20 protein-coding genes are annotated in these 20,675 nt (G+C 71.8%); 12 read left to right on the top strand and 8 right to left on the bottom strand.

Annotation, left to right across the window (positions count from 1 at the left end; all coding sequences use genetic code 11):
- Nucleotides 1-69: 69 nt before the first annotated feature.
- The gene (locus tag ACFY2B_RS28455; RefSeq protein ID WP_390765914.1) at nucleotides 70-3,438 is read right to left on the bottom strand and encodes a phosphodiester glycosidase family protein; all 3,369 of its coding nucleotides are present in this window, start codon (nucleotides 3,436-3,438) and stop codon (nucleotides 70-72) included.
- A gap of 756 nt (nucleotides 3,439-4,194) precedes the next feature.
- Here ACFY2B_RS28455 and ACFY2B_RS28450 point away from each other — a divergent pair.
- From ACFY2B_RS28450 to ACFY2B_RS28435, 4 genes are all read left to right on the top strand, one after another.
- Nucleotides 4,195-4,983, top strand: coding sequence for a ribonuclease BN (locus tag ACFY2B_RS28450; protein WP_390765913.1), 789 nt, complete (start codon nucleotides 4,195-4,197; stop codon nucleotides 4,981-4,983).
- A gap of 145 nt (nucleotides 4,984-5,128) precedes the next feature.
- A complete protein-coding gene (locus ACFY2B_RS28445) occupies nucleotides 5,129-5,533 on the top strand; it encodes a nuclear transport factor 2 family protein (RefSeq protein ID WP_390765912.1) in 405 nt (134 codons plus the stop codon).
- Nucleotides 5,534-5,755: 222 nt separating this feature from the next.
- A complete protein-coding gene (locus ACFY2B_RS28440) occupies nucleotides 5,756-6,643 on the top strand; it encodes an NAD-dependent protein deacetylase (protein ID WP_390765911.1) in 888 nt (295 codons plus the stop codon).
- Between the two features lie 317 nt (nucleotides 6,644-6,960).
- Entirely contained in the window at nucleotides 6,961-7,779 is an 819-nt protein-coding gene (locus ACFY2B_RS28435) for an SDR family oxidoreductase (protein WP_390765910.1), read from the top strand.
- Nucleotides 7,780-8,213: 434 nt separating this feature from the next.
- Here ACFY2B_RS28435 and ACFY2B_RS28430 read toward each other — a convergent pair whose 3' ends face one another.
- Entirely contained in the window at nucleotides 8,214-9,125 is a 912-nt protein-coding gene (locus tag ACFY2B_RS28430) for an SDR family oxidoreductase (RefSeq protein WP_390765909.1), read from the bottom strand.
- 109 nt (nucleotides 9,126-9,234) lie between these two features.
- Between ACFY2B_RS28430 and ACFY2B_RS28425 the strand changes: the two genes are divergently transcribed.
- Genes ACFY2B_RS28425 through ACFY2B_RS28410 form a run of 4 tightly spaced genes read left to right on the top strand, consistent with a single transcriptional unit; the run spans nucleotide 9,235 to nucleotide 12,696 of the window.
- Nucleotides 9,235-9,990 carry an enoyl-CoA hydratase family protein gene (locus tag ACFY2B_RS28425; protein ID WP_390765908.1) on the top strand — a complete coding sequence of 252 codons (756 nt, stop codon included), beginning with the start codon at nucleotides 9,235-9,237 and terminating at the stop codon, nucleotides 9,988-9,990.
- A complete protein-coding gene (locus ACFY2B_RS28420; protein ID WP_390765907.1) occupies nucleotides 9,987-10,859 on the top strand; it encodes a CoA transferase subunit A in 873 nt (290 codons plus the stop codon). The genes ACFY2B_RS28425 and ACFY2B_RS28420 overlap by 4 nt, the downstream gene beginning before the upstream one ends.
- Nucleotides 10,856-11,626, top strand: a complete 771-nt coding sequence (locus ACFY2B_RS28415; RefSeq protein ID WP_390765906.1) for a CoA-transferase subunit beta — start codon at nucleotides 10,856-10,858, stop codon at nucleotides 11,624-11,626. The genes ACFY2B_RS28420 and ACFY2B_RS28415 overlap by 4 nt, the downstream gene beginning before the upstream one ends.
- On the top strand, nucleotides 11,623-12,696 hold the full coding sequence (locus ACFY2B_RS28410) for an NAD(P)H-dependent flavin oxidoreductase (protein WP_390765905.1): 1,074 nt from the start codon (nucleotides 11,623-11,625) through the stop codon (nucleotides 12,694-12,696). The genes ACFY2B_RS28415 and ACFY2B_RS28410 overlap by 4 nt, the downstream gene beginning before the upstream one ends.
- A gap of 65 nt (nucleotides 12,697-12,761) precedes the next feature.
- Here ACFY2B_RS28410 and ACFY2B_RS28405 read toward each other — a convergent pair whose 3' ends face one another.
- From ACFY2B_RS28405 to ACFY2B_RS28390, 4 genes are all read right to left on the bottom strand, one after another.
- Nucleotides 12,762-13,919, bottom strand: coding sequence for an acetyl-CoA C-acetyltransferase (locus ACFY2B_RS28405; protein WP_390765904.1), 1,158 nt, complete (start codon nucleotides 13,917-13,919; stop codon nucleotides 12,762-12,764).
- 31 nt (nucleotides 13,920-13,950) lie between these two features.
- Nucleotides 13,951-14,571 (bottom strand): TetR/AcrR family transcriptional regulator, encoded by a 621-nt coding sequence (locus ACFY2B_RS28400; protein ID WP_390765903.1) that lies wholly within the window; start codon nucleotides 14,569-14,571, stop codon nucleotides 13,951-13,953.
- A gap of 14 nt (nucleotides 14,572-14,585) precedes the next feature.
- Entirely contained in the window at nucleotides 14,586-15,371 is a 786-nt protein-coding gene (locus ACFY2B_RS28395) for an SDR family oxidoreductase (RefSeq protein WP_390765902.1), read from the bottom strand.
- Between the two features lie 107 nt (nucleotides 15,372-15,478).
- Entirely contained in the window at nucleotides 15,479-15,718 is a 240-nt protein-coding gene (locus tag ACFY2B_RS28390) for a hypothetical protein (RefSeq protein ID WP_390765901.1), read from the bottom strand.
- Between the two features lie 46 nt (nucleotides 15,719-15,764).
- Between ACFY2B_RS28390 and ACFY2B_RS28385 the strand changes: the two genes are divergently transcribed.
- Genes ACFY2B_RS28385 through ACFY2B_RS28375 form a run of 3 tightly spaced genes read left to right on the top strand, consistent with a single transcriptional unit; the run spans nucleotide 15,765 to nucleotide 18,129 of the window.
- Complete coding sequence (locus tag ACFY2B_RS28385; RefSeq protein WP_390765900.1) at nucleotides 15,765-15,887, top strand: hypothetical protein; 123 nt, start codon at nucleotides 15,765-15,767, stop codon at nucleotides 15,885-15,887.
- Complete coding sequence (locus ACFY2B_RS28380) at nucleotides 15,887-17,056, top strand: acyl-CoA dehydrogenase family protein (protein ID WP_390765899.1); 1,170 nt, start codon at nucleotides 15,887-15,889, stop codon at nucleotides 17,054-17,056. Before ACFY2B_RS28385 ends, ACFY2B_RS28380 begins: the two co-directional genes overlap by 1 nt.
- A complete protein-coding gene (locus ACFY2B_RS28375) occupies nucleotides 17,056-18,129 on the top strand; it encodes an acyl-CoA dehydrogenase family protein (protein ID WP_390765898.1) in 1,074 nt (357 codons plus the stop codon). Before ACFY2B_RS28380 ends, ACFY2B_RS28375 begins: the two co-directional genes overlap by 1 nt.
- Before the next feature lie 34 nt (nucleotides 18,130-18,163).
- Here the strand turns inward: ACFY2B_RS28375 and ACFY2B_RS28370 are convergent, their stop codons facing one another.
- Entirely contained in the window at nucleotides 18,164-19,093 is a 930-nt protein-coding gene (locus tag ACFY2B_RS28370) for a helix-turn-helix domain-containing protein (protein WP_390765897.1), read from the bottom strand.
- Nucleotides 19,094-19,221: 128 nt separating this feature from the next.
- On the opposite strand from ACFY2B_RS28370, the gene ACFY2B_RS28365 reads away from it, so the two are divergent.
- A complete protein-coding gene (locus ACFY2B_RS28365; protein WP_390765896.1) occupies nucleotides 19,222-19,761 on the top strand; it encodes a peptidoglycan-binding protein in 540 nt (179 codons plus the stop codon).
- Here the strand turns inward: ACFY2B_RS28365 and ACFY2B_RS28360 are convergent.
- Nucleotides 19,686-20,651 (bottom strand): helix-turn-helix domain-containing protein, encoded by a 966-nt coding sequence (locus tag ACFY2B_RS28360; protein WP_390765895.1) that lies wholly within the window; start codon nucleotides 20,649-20,651, stop codon nucleotides 19,686-19,688. The genes ACFY2B_RS28365 and ACFY2B_RS28360 overlap by 76 nt on opposite strands.
- Between the last annotated feature and the right edge of the window lie 24 nt (nucleotides 20,652-20,675).

The following is a 20,675-nucleotide window of genomic DNA, read 5'->3' as shown; positions in this document are numbered from 1 at the left end:
GCGAGGCCGCCACGCGCGTCAGACCTCAGGAGCCGGCCTGAGCGGGCTTGGGGCCCACGCAGGCCACGGTCACTGTCCGCCGTGCTCGGGCGGCTTCGGGCCGTGTGCGGACGGTACGACTGTGATGGTCTTCGAGGTCGTGACCGGCGCGAGCGAACTGTCGTCGGTGTAGGCACGCATCGAGTCGTTCGTCACGGATACGGTCACCGAGCCGGGGCGCAGCGCGGTGAGCGTGCGGGTCCACGGGTCGAGGATGGCGACCTTGCCCTTGTGGCGGGCCTCGTCGACGGCTGCCTTGCCGCTGCCGACGGCCAGGTTGGACAAGCCGCCCCAGTCGACCGACATCGGGTACCGCAGCGGCACCGCACGCGTGCCGGTCGACACGCCCTCCGGCTGCACGATGCTGCCCGAGAGCTGCGCGGTCCTGCCGACCTCCAGCGAGTCCGGGGTGTCGAGCGTGATGGACTGCGCGAAGGCGCGCACGTCCGCCTCAACCCACTGCTGGTCGGCGCTACGGCGCGAGTCGACCGACCAGTCGACCCACCCGGTGAAACCGCCGCGGTCCGGCGTGCCGTACGGGTCCTTGCCCGACGAGGGCAGCACCGTGTACGGGACGCCCTCGATCCGGTGGACGTCGGCGATCTGGGCGTGGGATCCGACCATCGCCGCGCCCTTGCCCGTGGAGGTGCGGAAGTCCGTGAGCATCCTCTCGACGAGCGCGGCCTCGTCGCGGTCGCCGAGCCGGCTGGCCTTCCCCTCGCCGGGGTCGTCCACCGGGTGGTGCGCGAACACCATGACGTTGTGCACCGACCGGTCCTTCTCGGCGTCGGCCAGCGCCTTCTGCATCATCGGCAGTTGGTCCCACGCCGTCCCGCGCAGCGACCCGAGGGAGCTGACGAGCAGGATGAACCGGGTGCCCTTGTGGTCGAACGTACGGTACGGCCGGCCGAACTCCGCGGTGAAGTTCGTTAAGTCGCTCTGGACGTTGTTGAGGCCGTAGGACTCGTGGTTGCCCGGCACGTAGTAGCACGGGACCGAGCCGGCTTTCGGGTCCGGCGTGCTGTTCTCCGACGGCTCCTGACCCACCGGGACGAGGTCGCACCCGGCGTCGGTGAGCACCTTGCGGGCGAGAGCGAGGTCCTGGGGCAGGCCGCGGTCGGTGACGTCACCGTTGAGGACGATGAGGTCCGGACGGGTCTTGCGGATCCGCTGGAGGGCGGCCGTCGCGACCTGGGTCAGCGCCGGGTTGTCGGCGGTGAACTGCACATCCGACAGCGTGGCGAACTGCCATGTGTCACGCCCCTGGAGCAGTGAGCCGTCGTCCGAGACGAGCGGGTCGGGCCGCAGTGCGGGCTGGGCGGGCAGGTCGACCGGCGTCGGAATGTCAGCCTCGACACGGTCGAGGACGAACCGACCCGCCTTCTGATCGGCGACGTTCGTGTTGATGCCCTGGAAGCTCGTGAGCGAGATCGGGAACGCCGTGTTCGCCGGCAACGTGAAGGTCGCGTACTGCCGGTCGTCGCTCGCGGTCAGTCCGGTGCCGTAGATGCCGCCGCTCTTGCCGGCCGCATCGACGTAGCCGAGGTAGGTCAGGCCGCTCGGCACGCTGATGCTCGACTTGATCCGCACGCGCACCCGCAGCGGCTGGCCGGGCATCTGGATGCGCTGGGCCGACGAGGCCGCCGCGATTCCCACGTTGCGCATCGCGTTGAAGTCGATCCGCAGGCCGTCGGGGTCCACCGAGAACGACGTGGCCGCGGTGCTGTTGTTGCGCCAGCGGGCCAGCACGTCGTCGTCGAAGTCGTAGACCGTCTTGGTCTGCACGCCGACGGTGATCGGGAGCTGGATCGACTGGCCTGCGACCGACACCGTGAGGATCGTGCTTGAGCTGCGCAGCGGGGTGACCTTCAGTTTGCCGTCCGCGGACCGGATGTCGACGACGCTGTGGTCATAGTCCAGGGACAGGTCCCGCGGGTCGATCGGGGCCGTGAAGCCCTGCCCGTCGCGGCCGGTCACGGACACGGTGGCCGCGGCGCCGGGTGTCGCGTCAGGGATCGACAGGAGCCGGGAGGACAGTTCCACGCTGTTGAGCGGGCCGAGGACGGTGACCGTCTTCCGGGCCTTCTCGCGCCCTGCGTGCGCATCCACGGTGATCGTGCCGTGCGCCTTGGCCGACGTCCTGAGCGTGCCGTCCTTGACGGGCCCTCCCGGTGCGGACCAGCGCACGGACTTCGGGTCGACCGTCACCGGCGCCTCGTGGTCGTCGACGCCCTCAGCGACGAGCGTACGACTCAGTCCCGGGAAGACCTTCACCCCGCCGTCGGCCGCCGCCGCGCCCGGCGCGGGCTTGACGAGGAGTTGGTGCAGCCTGCCGTCGCCCTTCGCGACGAACACACCGACGCCGTTCGGGTCGTTGCGCTCGTGACCGTCGGAGGGGGCGTTGCGGAGGGTGGCGTCGTCCTCGCCGAGCGCGCGGGCGACCACCGTGGTCGAGCCGCCTCCGTCGAGGTTGACGGCCGTCTCCACGCCCATCGCCGCGAGGTCGCGCGCCTCCTTGTCGATCCCGACGCCGCCCTTTCCGGTACCGCCCGGTCCGTCCCAGGTGGCCAGCACCAGCGTCTTGCCGCCGTCCTTGAAGCCGAGAGCGGTACGCGGGGCGACCGAGGTGTCGAGGCCCTTGACGACCTGGCCGCCGGAGACGATGGTGCCGCCGTGGCCGAGCGCGAACTTCATCTTCTTGGCCGCCTGGTCGGCGAGCGCGTAGCTGAGCGCCGCCGGGTCGCCGGGCTGTAGCGCGCGCAGCGCGGTCGCCGCGGCGCCGCGCCCGACGAGCACGAAGCCGTCGTCCGGTACCGTCCCCGAACCGGCGGGGCCGTTCGCCTTCACGGACACGACCTTGCCGTTCTCGACGAGCGCCTCGGCGATCTGGTCGTCGGTCACGCCCGTCAGACCGCGGTTGCGGCTGTAGTCGCCCCAGGCGGACGTGAACGCGACCATGCCGTCCGCCGGGATCCCGCCGCCGTTCGCGGCGTTGATGGACAGCACCTTGTGGTCCGTGCCCGCGAACTTCGCGGTGGCGTCCACCGTGAGGTCCACGAGCTGGGCGATGCCGTTATCGCTGACGCCGACGTGCTGGCGGCCGCTGATGTCAGCGGTCTTGAGGAACTTCCCGTCCTGGACCTCGCCGCCCAGCGCCGCGTTGGAGTTGCCGATGTCGAAGAACTCGCCGTTGACGCCCGCGACGGCGCCGGCCCTCTCGGCGGCCGCGCTGAGCGGACCGCCGCACGCGACGGGTCCGGAGGTCAGCAGGTCCGTGCTGACCGCCCTGTTCGACAGGTCGACGGTCAGGAACCGCCCGTCGCTCCAGCCTTTCTGGTCGAGCGCCTTCACGTGCTGGAGGTTGATCCCGGGGCCGATCTTCTCAGTCGTGTCGATCAACGGGATTCCGCCGGTGGATGACTCCGTAACGAGCCTGTGGTAAATCTTCGTTGTCGTTTGCCTCTTGCTGTCCGGACCAGCGCGACAGTTGACCGTGTGCGCTGTGCCAGTGACGGCATGTCAGTTCTGGCCGGCGATCTGTGCGGCGCCGTCGTGATGCGGTTTCCGGGCTACGTGACGTCGCTGAGGTTCCCGTCGGGCGGCACACCTTTGCCCAAGCCACTCCGCGGCCCTTCCCTCCTCCGCGCGGATACGCCGGTCGTCACGCCCCAGCGGCGCGCTGCCGGGGTCTGCTGGGTCTGCCGGGGCGGCTCACCCAGGCCCCCGAGCCGCGCGATCGGCGCGGCCGGCCCCGTGCGCCCGTGGTCGTGCGCGTGCCGACGCCCACCCGATGCCACCGCGCCGAGGCCGACAAGCCCCGTCACTGCCCGCCGCTCGCCTCCGGAAGAGACGACCTCCGTCTCGTCGTGTCGCGGTGTGGCGCGACCCATGGGCCGTCGGTCGCTGATCAAATACAGGGGAAAAGTCGCACCGCCGGCACATCGATCCCCCGGAGTCTCCCGGAGCAAGTCCCTCACACCCATCTGTCAAGCCCAGGCCGAGCGGAGTAACAGCAGGAACCCCCGGGCGTCATCGCCCTGCCCCCTCACCGACCACAGGTGCACCGCCGATGCTGCACAACGCCAGCCGACCGCTGAGCCCTACCTTCGACGGCGCTGTTCACACGAACGTGCTCCGCCGCGCGCGGAGCCGGCCATGAGGCGCGTCCTGCTCGCTGCGCATCGCGGATGGGACCGGTTGAAAGCGTACGAGCTGATCCGGCGCGGCCGTGACATCGAACTGATGCACCGGGCACTCGGATTCGCCACCCTGTCCCTGGTGACCCTGGCCCCCCTGCTCATCGTGGTGGCCGCCGCGGACCCCCTCGGTGGCGGCGGTTTCGCGTCCTGGCTGGCCGACGGCATGGGACTGTCCGGACGGTCCGCCCACGCGGTCACCGACATCACCACCCCACCGCCCCGCGTCCTCAGTACCACCAGCGTGTGGGGCGGGGTCCTGCTCGCCGTGTTCGGGGTGGCCTTCGGCGGGAGCGTGCAGAACGGCTACGAACGGATCTGGAACCTTCCTCCCGGCCCATGGCACCGAGTCTGGCGCCAGGCCACCTGGCTGCTCGTGCTCACCACTTACCTGTACCAGGAGGTGCAGAACCATACCGCGCTGCACGGATGGCCGCGCGTCACCGTGTCGCTGGCCACCGGAGCGCTGTTCTTCTGGTGGGGGCAGCATTTTCTCCTCGGTGGTCACATCCGCTGGCGCGATCTGCTGCCCGGCGCGATCGCCACCATGGCGGGGCTGGTCGGCCTGCGGGTCTTCTCCTCCCTGGTCTTCATGCCGCTCATCGTCACCAACGCGGTCAGCTACGGAGCGGTCGGCGTCGTGCTCATCATCGAATCGTGGCTGACCGGGGTCGGGTTCGTGGTCTACGGCGGTGCGCTGTTCGGCCGCTGGATCTGTGCACACCATGTGCATCGGAAACCGGTGTAATGATGCCGAAGGCCGAGCCGCTGCATTGGGCGGTCTACGCTGCGGCCGTATCCCATTACGTTCAACGGCCCCGCGTACCGGGGAAACCTCGACGTGCTCCCGCCGTTCTCGATTCGCTCCTGCCGTCCACCGAAGGGACAACGCGATGGATTCTGATATCCGGATCAGGGCCGCACTGGAGGAACACTGGCGGGCATCGGAACGCGGCGACATCGAAGCCGAGCACGCCATCTACGCCGCGGACGCGATCCTCGACTACCCCCAGTCAGGTGAACGATTCCGGGGCCGCGCAAAGATTTCGGCGCAACGTGGCGGGCACCCTGCCAACCGGCACTTCACCGTCCACCGGATCGTCGGCAGCGGGGACCTATGGGTGAACGAGTGTGTCATCACGTACGACGGGGTGCCCACCTATTCAGTAAGCATCATGGAATTCACCCAGGGGCGTGTAGTGCACGAGACGCAGTACTTCGCGGACGCCTTCGGTGCGCCTGAATGGCGGACAGCACTCGCGGAACCGATGCCGGGCAGGGATATCACCAGGGCCTGACCCGGGCCGGCCTCGGTCGTTCATGAACCACCGGCGATGGCCCGCACCACGCTGATCACCGGCGAACGTTCCGGCAGCACTCGGTGAGACCGGTACCGTTCATGGCTCGGTACCGGTAATAGCTCGGTCGGCACCGGTAACGGCCCGGTCGGTACCGGTCACGGCTCCGTGCCGGTCGAGGGCGTCGAGCGGTGTCTCACCCGTACGCCGTAACCTGGCGGCATGCGCATGCGCCCCACGCTGAGCTGGACCCCCACCGACGACCTGCCGCCGGGCGGCACGGACCCGGGGCCGGTGGCCGACGCGCTGGGTGCCGGCGGTGTGCTGGTGCTCAGCGGGGCGGGAATCTCCACGGAATCGGGCATCCCCGACTACCGGGGCGAGGGCGGGAGCCTGAGCCGTCACTCCCCGATGACCTACCAGGACTTCACCGCCGACGCCCAGGCCCGGCGTCGGTACTGGGCGCGCAGCCACCTCGGCTGGCGCACCTTCGGCCGTGCCCGCCCCAACGCCGGGCACCGGACCGTGGCCGCGTTCGGCCGGCACGGCCTGCTCTCGGGTGTGATCACCCAGAACGTCGACGGCCTGCACCAGGCCGCCGGCAGCGAGGACGTCGTGGAACTCCACGGCAGTCTGGACCGGGTCGTCTGCCTTTCCTGTGGCGCCTTCAGCCCGCGCCGGGAACTCGCCCGGCGGCTGGCAGAGGCCAATGCGGACTTCGCTCCGGTGGCCGCCGGACTCAATCCGGACGGCGACGCGGACCTCACCGACGAACAGGTCGGAGACTTCCGTGTGATGCCCTGCGCGCTCTGCGGCGGCATCCTCAAACCGGACGTCGTGTTCTTCGGTGAGGCCGTACCGCCGGGGAGCGTCGAGCACTGCCGTCGCCTGGTCCGTGAGGCGGCCTCGCTCCTCGTCCTCGGCTCCTCCCTGACAGTGATGTCCGGGCTCCGGTTCGTCCGGCAGGCGGACCAGGCCGGAAAGCCGGTGCTGATCGTCAATCAGGGCCCGACCCGGGGTGACCGCCACGCCGCCACCCGGATCGCGCTCCCGCTGGGAGCAGCGCTCACCACCGTGGCCGACCGGTTGGGCATCCCCGTCGACAACTAGGGTCCTTCTTTCGGACGGCCGGCCGTAGCAGCCGGGGAACACGTGGAACCTGAAGGCGATCCCCGGGTCCTGCTCTCCAGCCGCTCGACCAGGGCGAGCGCCTCCGCGAGAACGGCCCGCGCGTGGAGCGTTCCTCCGGGGGCTGAGGGCCCACGCCCTTGCGGCCGACGAGTCCAGGCCCCTCGCCGAAACCGCGTCCTGCCCTGCCAGTTCCCCTCCCCGTGTTCGGGATCGTCCGTGCCCGCCCGTCGCCCGGCTGCTTCAATCGGGGCGGACGACGACGGGCGCCGGGCCCCTCCCGGCGGGGAGGGCGGATCATGAACATCGGCAATCCACTGGACTTCACGGGCCGGGTCGTGGTGGTGACCGGCGGGACGAAGGGCATCGGCTTCACGATCGCCGAGACGTTTCTCGCCGCCGGGGCGCACGTCGTGGTCTGCGGGCGGGGCGAGCCGCGCTCGCTGCCGTCCGCGAACTCAAGGCGGGCGGTGTTCCTCGCCGCCGACGTGCGTGACCCCGAAGCCGCGGGCGGGCTGGTCGACGGGGCGGTCGCCCGGTTCGGGCGCCTGGACGTGCTGATCAACAACGCGGGCGGCTCCCCCGACGCCGACGCGGCGACCGTCTCGCCGCGCTTCGTCGAGAAGATCGTCGCGTTGAACCTGCTCGCGCCCTTCTACACCGCCCAGGCCGCGAACCGTGTGATGCGGGACCAGGGCGAAGGCGGCTCGGTCATCAACATCGGCAGTGTCGCCGCGCACGACCCGCAGCCGGGCACCGCCGCCTACTCGGCCGCCAAGGCGGGGCTGCTCGGCCTCACCCGGGCCCTGGCCCTGGAGTGGGCGCCCAAGGTCCGCGTCAACCACATCACCACCGGTCTGATCCGCACCGAGAGCGCCGCCTCCGTGTACGGCGAGGACGGCGGGGCCGCCGTCGCGGGCGTGATCCCGATGGGGCGGATGGCCCTTCCCGAGGACGTCGCCCGGACCTGTCTGTACCTGGCCGGGGATCTGGCCCGCTACGTCAACGGCGCCGACGTGGCGGTGCACGGCGGCGGCGAGCTGCCCGCCCGTTACCTCGTGTCGAAGTCCTCCGCAGCGGTTCGGGATGCACCACGGGTCCGCCCGGCAGAGAAGTGATCAGGGCGATCCGCAACCGTCCGGGATCGTGCCATGCGCAGGCGGCGGCCGATCCCCGCTCGAACCGTCGCGCGAGTCCTCCGGGTTCCGGGGGTTGCGGGGGCCGGACCGTACGGCGTCGGCCCGGTACTGGCGTTGAGACCGAATTCGGGGCTGGTGGTGGTCCCGAGGACGACCATGCCGACGTGTCGGAAGCGCTTGACGAGTTCACTGCCGGCGTGTCGGTAGCGCTTGGCGAGTTCGCTGCCGCGCGCGGACTCACCGGGAGCGCCGAAGGCCGACGCCGGGACCGGGACCGGAAATTCGCCCCGGCGGTGGCCGGGCCGCGGGCCCAAAGGTCCGAACCCTGGGACACCGGAACACCGGGAGCCGGGGCCCGGGGCCGCCCGTGACCCCAGCGAAGGCCGGAGCCCGGGGCGGGCTCGGGCCGTCGGCTACCGGGCGCCGTACACCGGCTGCGGGGGCACGGCGTCCGCCAGGAGCTTCCGTGCGGCCTCACCCGCCTCGGCCGGGGACCAGCGGGCTTTCCTGTCGGCGGTCGGTCCGGGGCGCCACCCCTCCATGACGGTGATCCGGCCGCCCTCGGTCTCGAACACCCGGCCCGTCACCCCGGCCGAGGCGGCGGAGCCCAGCCAGACGACGAGCGGCGAGACGTTCTCCGGGGCCATCGCGTCGAATCCGCCGGGTCCGGGCGCGGCCATGGTGTCGGCGAAAGTCTGCTCGGTCATGCGGGTGCGGGCGGCCGGGGCGATGGCGTTGACCTGGACGCCGTAGCCGCCCAGTTCGGCAGCGGCAACGAGGGTCAGGCCCACGATCCCGGCCTTGGCCGCGGAGTAGTTGCCCTGGCCGACGCTGCCCAGCAGCCCGGCCCCAGAACTGGTGTTGATCACGCGGGCCTCGGGCGCGCGGCCGGCCTTCGCCTCGGCGCGCCAGTGTGCGGCGGCGTACTTGAGCGGGAGGAAGTGGCCCTTGAGGTGGACGCGCACGACGGCGTCCCAGTCGTCCTCGTCGAGGTTGACGAGCATCCGGTCGCGCAGGAACCCGGCGTTGTTGACGAGGGTGTCGAGGCGGCCGAACGCGCCGACGGCGGTGGCGACGAGGGAGGCCGCGCCGTCGGCGGTGGCGATGTCACCGGCGTGGGCGACGGCCTCTCCGCCGCGCGCCCGGATCTCGTCGACGACCTCATGGGCGGGTCCGGCGGCGCCGCCGGTGCCGTCCACTCCGACGCCGAGGTCGTTGACGACGACCTTGGCGCCCTCGGCCGCGAAGGCGAGCGCATGTGCGCGCCCGAGTCCGCGGCCCGCTCCGGTCACGACGGTGACGCGTCCGCTGCACAGTCCGGTCATGTGGGGTGGAGTCCCTTCTCGTCGAGGCATCGGGATGCCTTCCCGCGGTGTGTGCACCGCTGCTACATTCACCTAACAAACGTTTGGTGGAAAGGTAGCTGATCTGCTCATGGGTGTCTCCACCTCCGCCCCGGACAAGGGCGTCGCCGTCATCACCGTGGACTTCCCCCCGGTCAACGCCCTGCCCGTACAGGGCTGGTACGACCTGGCCGTCGCGGTCCGTGCCGCCGGAAGCGGCCAGGACGTGCGCTGCGTGGTGCTCACCGCCGCCGGCCGGGGGTTCAACGCGGGCGTCGACATCAAGGAGATGCAGCGCACGGCCGGACACGAGGCACTCATCGGCGCCAATCGCGGCTGCGCCGAGGCGTTCGCCGCGGTCTACGACTGCCAGGTCCCCGTGGTCGCCGCGGTGCACGGTTTCTGCCTGGGCGGGGGCATCGGCCTGGTCGGTAACGCGGACGCGATCGTCGCCGCCGACGACGCGACCTTCGGCCTGCCGGAGCTGGACCGGGGTGCGCTCGGCGCCGCCACCCATCTGGCCCGGCTGGTCCCGCAGCACCTGATGCGGACGCTGTACTACACCTCGCGCACCGTGACCGCACGGGAACTGCACCGGCACGGCTCGGTCTGGCAGGTGGTGCCGCGCGAACAGCTCCTCGACACCGCGGTGGAGCTGGCGCGCGAGATCGCCGCCAAGGACGGCTGTCTGATCCGCCTGGCCAAGGCCGCCATCAACGGCATCGACCCTGTGGACGTCCACCGCAGCTACCGCTTCGAACAGGGCTTCACCTTCGAGGCCAACCTCAGCGGTGTCGCCGACCGGGTGCGCGACACCTTCGGCACGGACCGGGAGAAGCAGTCATGAGCAGGGACAAGACCATGACCGTCGAGGAGGTCGTCGGCCGGCTGCGCAGCGGCATGACGATCGGCGTGGGCGGCTGGGGATCGCGGCGCAAGCCGATGGCCCTGGTACGGGCGCTGCTGCGCTCCGACGTCACCGACCTGACGGTGGTGTCGTACGGCGGTCCCGACGTGGGCCTGCTGGCGGCGGCCGGCAGGATCCGCAAGCTGGTGGCCGCGTTCGTCACGCTCGACTCGATCCCCCTGGAGCCGCACTTCCGCGCCGCCCGGCAGCGCGGCGAGCTGGAACTGGCGGAGCTGGACGAGGCGATGTTCATGTGGGGGCTGACCGCCGCCGCGCACCGGCTGCCGTTCATGCCGATCCGCGCGGGACTCGCCTCGGACGTCATGCGGGTCAATCCCCGCCTGCGGACGGTCACCTCGCCGTACGAGGACGGCGAGGAGCTCGTCGCCGTGCCCGCGCTGCGCCTGGACGCCGCCCTCGTCCACCTGAACCGCGCGGACGTGCACGGCAACGCCCAGTACCTCGGCCCCGACCCCTACTTCGACGACCTGTTCTGCGAGGCCGCCGACACCGCTTACGTCTCCTGCGAACGGATCGTGGACAGTGGCGAACTCCTCAAGGCGGCCGGCCCGCAGACCTTGCTCGTCAAGCGCGCGTTCGTCAACGGCGTGGTGGAGTCCCCGAACGGCGCGCACTTCACCTCCTGCTCCCCCGACCACGAGCGCGACGAGGCGTTCCAGCGCGCCTACGTCCGCGCCGCCGGCGACCCGGAGTCCTGGGCGGCTTTCACCGAGCGGTTCCTCTCGGGCGACGAACAGGCGTACCAGGACGCGGTGACGGCGTTCCACGAGAAGGAGACGGCGGCATGAGGGACACCGGCACGACGACGGTGACGCGGGCCGAGTACTGCGTGGTGGCCTGCGCCGAGGCATGGCGCGGCGCGGGTGAGGTGCTGGCCAGCCCGATGGGCACGGTCCCGACGGTCGGGGCCCGGCTGGCAAGGCTGACCTTCTCCCCCGACCTGCTGCTCACCGACGGAGAGGCGCTGCTCATGGCCGATGTGCCGGCAGTCGGCGCCCGCGCGGAGGTCGTGGAGGGCTGGCTCCCCTACCGGCAGCACCTGGCCCTGGTGGCGAGCGGGCGGCGGCACGTGATGATGGGCGCCTCCCAGATCGACCGCTGGGGCAACCAGAACATCTCCTGCATCGGCGACTGGGCCCGGCCCGAGCGGCAGTTGCTCGGGGTGCGCGGCGCGCCCGTCAACACCCTGAATAATCCGACGAGTTACTGGGTCCCCCGGCACTCGCCGCGGGTGTTCGTGGAGAAGGCCGACATGGTCTGCGGCGTCGGCTACGACCGCGCGGCCGCCGCCGGGCCCTCCGCCACCCGCTATCACCGTGTTCCCGAGGTCATCAGCGACCTCGGCGTCCTCGACTTCGAGACCCCCGACCACTCGATGCGGCTGCGCTCGGTGCACCCCGGCGTCACGGTGGAGCAGGTGGTGGCGGCCACCGGGTTCCCGCTCGTCGTCCCGGACGAGGTGCCCCTCACCCGCGACCCCACCGCCGAGGAACTGCGGTTGATCCGCGAAGTCGTCGACCCGGCGGGGGCCAGGGACCGCGAGGTCCGCTCATGAGCGGCGTCGACGGCGCCGCATTCACCACGCCGCTGACCGAACTGGTCGGCGTGCGGTACCCGATCGTGCAGACCGGCATGGGCTGGGTGGCCGGTCCCCGCCTGGTCTCGGCCGCGGCCGAGGCCGGCGCGCTCGGGATCCTGGCCTCGGCCACGATGCCGGTGGACCGGCTCCGCTCCGCCGTGCGCGAGGTCGCATCCCGAACCGACGCGCCGTTCGGCGTCAACCTGCGGGCCGACGCCTCCGATGCCGCCGAACGAGTGCGGGTCATCATCGAGGAGGGCGTGAAGGTCGCCTCGTTCGCCCTCGCGCCGTCCCGGGAGCTGATCGCCCGGCTCAAGGACGCGGGTGTCGTCGTCATCCCCTCGATCGGCGCCCGCCGGCACGCCGAGAAGGTCGCCGCGTGGGGTGTGGACGCCGTGCTCGTCCAGGGCGGCGAGGGCGGCGGCCACACCGGCAACGTGGCGACCTCCGTCCTGCTTCCCCAGGTCGTCGACGCCGTCGACATCCCCGTCGTCGCCGCCGGCGGTTTCCGCGACGGCCGCGGCCTGGTCGCGGCACTCGCCTACGGCGCCGCGGGCATCGCCATGGGCACCCGCTTCCTGCTCACCTCCGACAGCACCGTCCCCGACGCGGTCAAGGCGAGGTACCTGGCCGCGACCGTCAAGGACGTCACGCTCACCACCAAGGTGGACGGGCTGCCCCACCGGATGCTGCGCACCGAAATGGTCGACGGCCTGGAGCGCTCGGGCCGGGCGACCGCCCTGTTGCGGGCGGTGCGGCACGCCGCGGCCTTCCGACGGGAGTCCGGCATGAGCTGGGCGGGGATGATCCGTGACGGTCTCGCCATGAAGCACGGCAAGGACCTGACCTGGGGCCAGGTTCTGCTCGCCGCCAACACCCCCATGCTGTTACGGGCGTCCATGGTGGAGGGCCGCACCGACCTCGGGGTGATGGCCGCCGGGCAGGTCGCGGGAGTCATCGACGACCTGCCCTCCTGCGCCGAGCTGGTCGACCGCGTCATGGCCGAGGCGTGCGCCGCCCTGCGCACACTGCCGGCCGTGGGCTGAGCGCCCGTGCGCTCCGGGGAGCGGATCCGGGCTTTCCCTGTCGAAGAAGCATGCGTGACGGCGTGTCAGAGGCGTTCTATGACGGTGACGTTGGCCTGACCGCCGCCCTCGCACATCGTCTGCAGCCCGTACCGTCCGCCCGTGCGTTCCAGTTCGTGCAGCAGCGTGGTCATCAGCTTGGTCCCGGTGGCGCCCAGCGGATGCCCGAGGGCGATGGCACCGCCGTTGACGTTGACCTTCGCGGGGTCGGCGCCGGTCTCCTTCAGCCAGGCCAGGACGACGGAGGCGAACGCCTCGTTGATCTCGACCAGGTCGATGTCGTCGAGGGACATGCCGGCCTTCTTCAACGCGTACGCCGTGGCCGGGATCGGCGCCGACAGCATCCGGATGGGGTCCTCGCCGCGCGCCGAGAGGTGGTGGACGCGGGCCCGGGGGGTGAGCCCGTGCTCGCGCACGGCCCGCTCCGAGGCGAGCAGGACCACCGACGCTCCGTCGGACACCTGCGAGGAGACCGCGGCGGTCAGCCGACCGCCTTCGACGACGGGTTCGAGGGATGCCATCTTCTCCAGCGTGGTGTCGCGGCGCGGTCCCTCGTCGGCGGTCACGTCGCCGTAGGCGACCAGCTCGCGGTCGAAGCGGCCCTCGTCGACGGCCCGCACGGCCCGCTGGTGGGAGCGCAGCGCGAACTCCTCCATGTCCTCGCGGGTGATCCTCCACTTCTCGGCGATCATCTCGGCGCCGGCGAACTGGTTGACCGGCTGGTCCCCGTAGCGGGCGCGCCAGCCCTCGGAGCCGGCGAAGGGCCCCTGGGTGAGTCCCAGGGGCTCGGCGGCCTGCCGGGAGGCAAAGGCGATGGGAATCATCGACATGTTCTGCACGCCCCCGGCGACCACCAGGTCCTGGGTGCCCGAGAGGACTCCCTGGGCGGCGAAGTGCAGGGCCTGCTGGGACGAGCCGCACTGCCGGTCCACGGTCACCCCGGGCACCTCCTCCGGCAGACCCGCGGCCAGCCAGCAGGTGCGGGCGATGTCGCCGGCCTGCGGTCCCACGTTGTCCAGGCAGCCGAGGACGACGTCCTCGACCGCCGCCGGGTCGATGCCCGAGCGCGCCACGAGTTCCTTGAGCACGTGGGCGCCCAGGTCGGCCGGGTGGACGGCGGACAGTCCGCCGTTCCGGCGGGCGATCGGGGTGCGGACCGCTTCGACGATGTATGCCTCGGCCATGCCTGCTGCTCCTTCTGTGACGTCTACCGTGTCAGGTCCGCACGGCGATGCCCTCCAGCACCATCGACAGGTACTGGCGGGCGATCTCCTCCGGACTGTGCTGTCCGCCGGGCCGGTACCACGACGCGGCGACCCACACGGTGTCGCGCACGAAGCGGTAGGTGAGCCGTACGTCCAGGTCGGCGCGGAAAGTGTGGGTGGCCACACCACGTTCCAGCGTCCCGAGCCAGGCGCTCTCGAACTTCTGCTGGGAGTCGGCGAGATACGCGAACCGTGGCAGGCTCTGCAGGTGCTTGGACTCCTTCTGGTAGATGGCGACGGCGGCGCGGTGCCGGTCGATCTCCCGGAAGGACTCGGTGACCAGGGCTTCGATGGTCTCCCGCGGCCCCGACCCCGCGGCCAGGACGGCGTCGTAACGTTCCCAGAGTTCGCCCAGGAAGGTGGAGAGGATCTCGTCGACCATCGACTCCTTGGAGTCGAAGTGGTAGTACAGGCTGCCCGCGAGCATCCCCGCCGCGTCCGCGATCTTGCGTACGGTGGTGGCGTTGTAGCCCTGGGCGGCGAACACCTCGGCGGCGGTGGCGAGGATCTCCTGGCGCCGCTCGGGCGGCGGTGGTGTCGCCTTCTTCTTGCTGCTGTTGACTTTCGGCACCCGCTCATCCTCGCTCAGGCGTGCTGGCTGCTGACGGACAGGACCTCGCCCGTCAGGTACGAGGAGTAGCCGCTGGCGAGAAAGACGATCGTGTTCGCGACCTCCCAGGGCTCGGCGTGGCGTCCGAACGCTTCCCGGGAGGTCAGCTCGGCCAGCAGTTCGGGGGTGGTGACCTTCACCAGGTGGGGGTGCATGGCCAGGCTCGGCGCGACGGCGTTGACCCGCACCCCGTACTCGGCCGCCTCCAGTGCCGCACAGCGCGTGAGCGCCATCACCCCGGCTTTGGCCGCGGCGTAGTGGGACTGCCCCTTCTGCGCCCGCCAGCCGATCACCGAGGCGTTGTTGACGATCACACCGCCGCTGCCGGCGGCTCGCATCCGGCGCAGCGCGGCGCGGGTGCAGCGGAAGGTTCCGCCCAGGGTGACGTCGAGGACCCGGTCCCACTGTTCGTCGCTCATGTCGGCCAGGTCGGCGGTGCCGCCGAGCCCGGCGTTGTTGACGACGACGTCCAGCCGGCCGTGTCGCTCAGCGGCGAGGTCGAAGAGCGCGCCGACCTGGGACTCGTCGGTGACGTCGCAGGCCAGCGCCGTGACCCGGTCCGCACCGAACTCGTCGGCCAGCCGCGCCCGTGTCTCCCCCAGCCTGCGGGCGTGGGCGTCGGAGATCAGCACGTCGGCGCCTTCTTCGAGCAGCCGCCGGGCGGTGGCGCCGCCGATGCCCGCGCCCGCGGCGGCGGTGACGACGGCGGTCCGGCCCGCAAGGAGGGCGTGGCCGGGGACGTAGACGGGTTCGGTGGTCATGGTCGGGCCTCTTCCGGGAGACCGAGCACCCGCTCGGCGATGATGTCGCCGGACCCGAGGAGCCGCTCGCCGATGCGGCCGACCCGGTCGGGGACCTCCGCGAGGGCTTACTCCTCATGGAAGGCGACCTGCTGTTCGAGGGCGACCGCGCAACCGCCGTACTCCGTCGGCCGGTCCACGCGCCTCCAGCCGGCGGCGGCCGTGTGGCGCTCCCCGGCTAGCCGTTCGGGGAACGCCTCGTGCGCCCGGTGGGGCCCGCCGCGCCCTCGCAGGGCGGTGAACTCGCCGCTGAGGTCGGCCCGCAGCCGGCCGCGGGCCCCGGTGCGGAACTCCTCGACGCCGGTCATGCCCGTACGTTAACCTACCAAACACTTGTTAGGGAAGGAGGGGCGGATGTCCGTTGCCCACGAACAGGCGGCCGAGCGCCCGCAGGCACAGGACACACACCGCGCCGAGACCGCGGCCTCCCTGATCGGCGGCACGGACATACGCATGGTGAAGGAGGACTCGGCCTGATGGACCTCGACCTCACCGCCGCCGACGACGCCTTCCGTCGCGAGGCCCGCGACTGGCTGCGCGCGCACGTCCCCACCGAGCCGCTGCCCTCTCTGGAGACGGCGGAGGGCTTCGCCGATCACCGGGCGTGGGAGCGCACCCTGTTCACCGACCGCTGGTCGGTGGTCTCCTGGCCGGAGGCGCACGGCGGGCGGGGCAGCTCGCTCCTGCAGTGGCTGATCTTCGAGGAGGAGTACTACGCGGCCGGTGCGCCCGGCCGGGTCGGCCAGAACGGCATCAACCTCCTCGCCCCCACCCTCTTCGAGCACGGCACCGACGAGCAGCGCGCGCGGGTCCTGCCGCCCATGGCGAGCGGCGAGGTGATCTGGGCCCAGGCGTGGTCGGAACCAGAGTCGGGCTCCGACCTGGCCTCGCTGCGCTCCACGGCCGTCCGTACCGAGGGCGGCTGGCTGCTCAGCGGCCAGAAGACCTGGTCGTCGCGGGCCGCCTTCGCCGACCGCGCCTTCGGCCTGTTCCGCAGCGACCCGGACGCGGACAGGCCGCACCGGGGTCTGACATACCTGATGTTCCCGCTGGACGCCGATGGTGTGACCGTACGGCCCATCGGCCGGCTCGACGGCAAGCCCGCCTTCGCCGAACTCTTCCTCGACGAGGTCTTCGTGCCCGACGAGGACGTGATCGGCGAACCCGGTCAGGGCTGGCGGGTCGCGATGAGCACGGCCGGCAACGAACGCGGTCTGACCCTGCGCAGTCCGGGCCGCTTCACGGCCGCCGCCGAGCGGCTCACCGCGCTGTGGCGCTCCGCCGCGGACCCGGCCGACACCGCCCTGCGCGACCGGGTGGCCGACGCCGTCGTCGCGGCCCGCGCCTACCAGCTGTTCGCGTACGCGAGCGTCTCCAGGATCGCGGCGGGAGAGGCGATCGGCGCCGAGTCCAGCCTCAACAAGGTGTTCTGGTCGGAACTGGACATCGCGCTGCACGAGACCGCCCTCGACCTGCTGGGGTCCTACGGCGAGCTGTCCGACGGGGCCGCCGACGCCCCGGCGCACGGCGGCTGGGCCGAGGGACACGCCTTCTCCCTCGCGGGCCCCATCTACGCGGGCACCAACGAGATCCAGCGGGACATCATCGCCGAGCGGCTGCTCGGCCTGCCGAAGGGACGCCGGTGATGCGGTTCCTCCTGACCGACGAGCAGCGGGAGTTCACCCGGGCGCTGGACGGCATGCTGGCGGCGTCCGGGACTCCCACCGTCGTACGGGCCTGGGCCGCCGGTGACACCGCACCGGGGCGCGCGCTGTGCTCGAGGCTCGCCGCCGCGGGCGTCTTCGCCCTCGCCGTGCCGGAGCGGCACGGCGGTGTCGGCCCCCTGCCGGTCGAACTGGCCGTCGCCTTCACCGAACTGGGCCGTCACGCGGTGCCGGGCCCGCTGGTGGAGACGGTGGCCGCGGCGGCCTTCCTGGACCGGCTCGACGACGAGGCGGCGGCCGCCGCCTGGCTCCCGGCCATCGCCTCGGGACAGTCGGCCGTCTCCTTCGCCCTGCTCTCCCCCGACGCCCCCTACGCGCTGGACGCCGCAACGGCGGACGGCGTGTTCGCCGTAAACGGCGACACCGTCCGCCTCGCGGAGTCGGCGGGTGCCGTCCAACCGTCCACCGACCCGGCCCGCCGACTCGCCCGTCCGCTCGGCGGCGCCGTCCTCGCCCGGGGCCCGGCCGTGACGGCGGCCGCCCGGTACGCCACGCACATCGCCCGGCTGACGACCGCGGCGCAGTCCCTCGGAGTGGGACGCACGCTGCTCGCGCACACCGTCGACTACGTCGGACAGCGCACCCAGTTCGGGGCCGCGATCGGTTCTTTCCAGGCGGTCAAGCACCGACTGGCCGACACCCTGATCGCGCTGGAGTTCGCCCAGCCGCTGGTCCACTCCGCCGCGCTCGCCCTCGCCGCGGACGATCCGTCCGCCGACCGCGAGATCGCCGCGGCGAAGGTCGCCGCGGGGGAGGCGGCCTACGGCGCGGCGCGCACGGCGCTGCACCTGCACGGCGCTCTCGGCTACACCGACGAACTCGACCTCTCCCTGTGGATCCGCAAGGCGCGGCCCCTGCGGGACGCCTGGGGAACCCCCGCCGTGTGCCGCGGCCGGGTCCTCGCCGGACTCGCCCCGACGTCCGAACTCGAACCCGAACGCGCATCCGCATCCGCATCCGCATCCGCATCCGCATCCGAGCAAACCGAGTCGTGATCGGTCGGTTCCGATCACCCGTTCCGCCCTGGTCTCACCCGCCGGGTGAGGAAGGCGAAACGGAGACGGGCGGATCGGGAGGCGGGGTAAGCCGGATCGTGCCACCGGGCTTCGTGCAGCCGTGGGCGCCGGAGGTGAGGACTGTGCAGGCCCTGGCGTCGGACGGGGTGTCGGCCCCGACCATCGGGCTGTAGACGTCGGTGTCGTAGTGCACCCTGTCCTGCTCGGTCGTGCCGCTCGCACCCACGACTCGGGCGATGTCGCCCACGCCTGACCAACTGATCCGTGCCCAGGCCGCCTTGCAGGAGTCGCTGTAGCGCAGCTCCACGTAGACGCCGTCGATCCGGGTGAGGGCGGAGGTCCAGGGGTCACCGCACCCTTGTGCCTTGGGGTCCATGCCGGTGCAACTCTGCTCGAAACAACTGACGTGGAGCGGTTTCGTGCCGGAACCGCCCGTGGCTGCGGGCCGTTCGGAAACCGCCGAGGCGTTCGTACGGTGCGTCGTCCACAGCGCGATGGCGGCCCCACCGACGACGAGCACCAGGGCAGCGGCAAGCACGAGCCATCTGCGTGTGGGCCGGCCGGTCCACGGCTTGCGCGACCCGGCGGACCCGGGCGGTGCAACGGGGGCGGTGTCCTCCCCTCGCATCGGCCCTGTCCCTGTCCCTGTCCCTGTCCCTGTCCCTGGCGAGTCCTGTCGGCTCCAGGCCCGTGCCGCCAGTTCCCACTGCGCTGCGAGCCGGGCCGGATCCGCGCCGACCAGTCGGCCCAGGGCATCTACGGCCTGCCGGGGAGGCGCTGACTTGCCGTTGAGGTACCGCTCCCATGACGACTTGCTGTGCAATGTGCGTTCGGCCAGCGCCGCCAAGCTCAGGCCGCTGCGGTCCTTGAGCCGGCGCAACTGCTCGACGAGGGCCCGTGCGTCCGGTTCAAGAGTGTCGGGCAGCGGTTTCCACTCAGCCATGTTCTCCCTCGGTCACTCTCCCCACCCTGGCGGAGCCTTGAGCGCATCCGCCAGAGGTGGATCGCGCCAAAGCCGTAAGTAATGGCAAAACCGTGACGGAGGGCCGGGGATCGGGGTATTACACGTCCATGAAATCGTCCGGCGGCGCCAGCCGACGGAAGGCCCTGTCGGCCGTCGTCCGTCTGGTCGCCGTAGCCGCGACGTGTGCCGCGAGCGCGTCGCCCACCGCGAGCACACCACCACCCGCCGACCGCCCGGCGTACGTCACCGGCTCCGGTGCCTATGCCGACGACTGGAGTGACGAACCGCTCCTGGAGGCGGGCGGAACGCCGCACAGCGATCTGATCGGGCTGTGGCAGGCGATCCTCTGGGCGGACGGCTATCTGCCCGGTTCCGGGATCACGTGCGCGTTCGACGCCGCCACGGGCGGCGCCACCCAGACGTGGCAGGCGAACCACGGCCTGGGCGCCGACGGGATCGTCGGCGCGGCGACGTTCGGCTTCGCGGCCCGGCGGCTCGTCTCGACGCCGCCCTGGACGGCCTACCGCGGCGAGAAGTACACCCTGCCCCTGCGCCGTGGTCGAGGCGGGATCTACGAGGTGTACGACGCCGGCCGCTTCCACGGGTTGCGGACGGATGCGGTCACCCTGGCAAGTTGCCGCCGGTGACCGACCGCTTCCACCCAGCTGTCGTACTCCGTCACACAGAGCTGGTGACGGTTCGAGATGACCAGGCAGGCCAGCGCTCCCCCTGAAGGGGCCACGGTCATCGTGGTACGCGAGGCGCCGGGACGCGCCTGCTGGGGCGCGGCGCCCTGGGCGGTGACGAGCAGCCGCTCCGTTCCCCGGGCCGGTTCCGCCTCGGCCCACACCGCGTGGCAGGGCAGGCTCTGCCGGAGCGTGAGGACGGTGCCGTAGGCGCGTAGTGCGTGCACGACCGTGCTGAAGCGGTCGCACCCCTGCCGGTAGGGGTCCTGCCCCTGGCAGCCCTGGCCCCGGCAGCCCACGCCCACCGACGTGGCTTCCGACGACCGCAACGGCCAGGGCCACGTCGGCGCACCCGCCGGTGCCCCGCGTGGTACGGCCGCTCCCCCGTGGCCACCGGTCCACGGCTGGACGAGGGCCAGTACGACGAGCAGCGCGCCGGCCCCGAGGACGACACCGGCGATCACCGTCCTTCGACTCACGACGGTGACGGCCTCCCTCCGAAAAGCTCTGGGACCTCTCGCGCCCTGCGCCGGTCCGGCAGTGAGCACGTCCCCGTCGGCTGTCCCGCCCCGGTCACCGGTCCCGTCCTGCCAGGCGATCGCCGCCGACTCCCAGAGAACGCGCAGACGCCCACGGTCGGCCTCGGCGAGCCGGCCGAGCAGTTCGACCGCCCGCCACGGGGGCAGCTTGCGCCCGTTGAGGTAGCGGTGCCAGGAGGTCGTGCTGTAGGCGGTCTTGGCCGCGAGCGAGGCGAGGCTCAGTCCCGCGCGGTCCTTGTACAGTCGCAGTTCCTCGACCAACCTTTGTGACTGGGGCGGGAGTTCACCCGGCAGTGGCTGCCATCGGCTCATCATCGCCCCTCACCGGCTCCGACT

Origin of the sequence: Streptomyces sp. NPDC001270, from assembly GCF_042896695.1 — a bacterium.
Lineage (GTDB): Bacteria > Actinomycetota > Actinomycetes > Streptomycetales > Streptomycetaceae > Streptomyces.
Note: the sequence above shows the minus strand (reverse complement) of the source record. Positions and strands in the feature narration are given on the sequence as shown.

Bases quoted from the DNA above. Each gene is read 5' to 3' on its own strand.
- ACFY2B_RS28385 (WP_390765900.1), top strand. From the start codon at position 15,765: ATGTCCGTTGCCCACGAACAGGCGGCCGAGCGCCCGCAGGCACAGGAC.
- ACFY2B_RS28395 (WP_390765902.1), bottom strand. From the start codon at position 15,371: ATGACCACCGAACCCGTCTACGTCCCCGGCCACGCCCTCCTTGCGGGC.
- ACFY2B_RS28375 (WP_390765898.1), top strand. From the start codon at position 17,056: ATGCGGTTCCTCCTGACCGACGAGCAGCGGGAGTTCACCCGGGCGCTG.
- ACFY2B_RS28425 (WP_390765908.1), top strand. From the start codon at position 9,235: ATGGGTGTCTCCACCTCCGCCCCGGACAAGGGCGTCGCCGTCATCACC.
- ACFY2B_RS28370 (WP_390765897.1), bottom strand. From the start codon at position 19,093: ATGGCTGAGTGGAAACCGCTGCCCGACACTCTTGAACCGGACGCACGG.
- ACFY2B_RS28405 (WP_390765904.1), bottom strand. From the start codon at position 13,919: ATGGCCGAGGCATACATCGTCGAAGCGGTCCGCACCCCGATCGCCCGC.
- ACFY2B_RS28360 (WP_390765895.1), bottom strand. From the start codon at position 20,651: ATGAGCCGATGGCAGCCACTGCCGGGTGAACTCCCGCCCCAGTCACAA.
- ACFY2B_RS28440 (WP_390765911.1), top strand. From the start codon at position 5,756: ATGCGCATGCGCCCCACGCTGAGCTGGACCCCCACCGACGACCTGCCG.
- ACFY2B_RS28420 (WP_390765907.1), top strand. From the start codon at position 9,987: ATGAGCAGGGACAAGACCATGACCGTCGAGGAGGTCGTCGGCCGGCTG.
- ACFY2B_RS28365 (WP_390765896.1), top strand. From the start codon at position 19,222: ATGAAATCGTCCGGCGGCGCCAGCCGACGGAAGGCCCTGTCGGCCGTC.
- ACFY2B_RS28390 (WP_390765901.1), bottom strand. From the start codon at position 15,718: ATGACCGGCGTCGAGGAGTTCCGCACCGGGGCCCGCGGCCGGCTGCGG.
- ACFY2B_RS28430 (WP_390765909.1), bottom strand. From the start codon at position 9,125: ATGACCGGACTGTGCAGCGGACGCGTCACCGTCGTGACCGGAGCGGGC.
- ACFY2B_RS28450 (WP_390765913.1), top strand. From the start codon at position 4,195: ATGAGGCGCGTCCTGCTCGCTGCGCATCGCGGATGGGACCGGTTGAAA.
- ACFY2B_RS28435 (WP_390765910.1), top strand. From the start codon at position 6,961: ATGAACATCGGCAATCCACTGGACTTCACGGGCCGGGTCGTGGTGGTG.
- ACFY2B_RS28445 (WP_390765912.1), top strand. From the start codon at position 5,129: ATGGATTCTGATATCCGGATCAGGGCCGCACTGGAGGAACACTGGCGG.
- ACFY2B_RS28415 (WP_390765906.1), top strand. From the start codon at position 10,856: ATGAGGGACACCGGCACGACGACGGTGACGCGGGCCGAGTACTGCGTG.
- ACFY2B_RS28410 (WP_390765905.1), top strand. From the start codon at position 11,623: ATGAGCGGCGTCGACGGCGCCGCATTCACCACGCCGCTGACCGAACTG.
- ACFY2B_RS28380 (WP_390765899.1), top strand. From the start codon at position 15,887: ATGGACCTCGACCTCACCGCCGCCGACGACGCCTTCCGTCGCGAGGCC.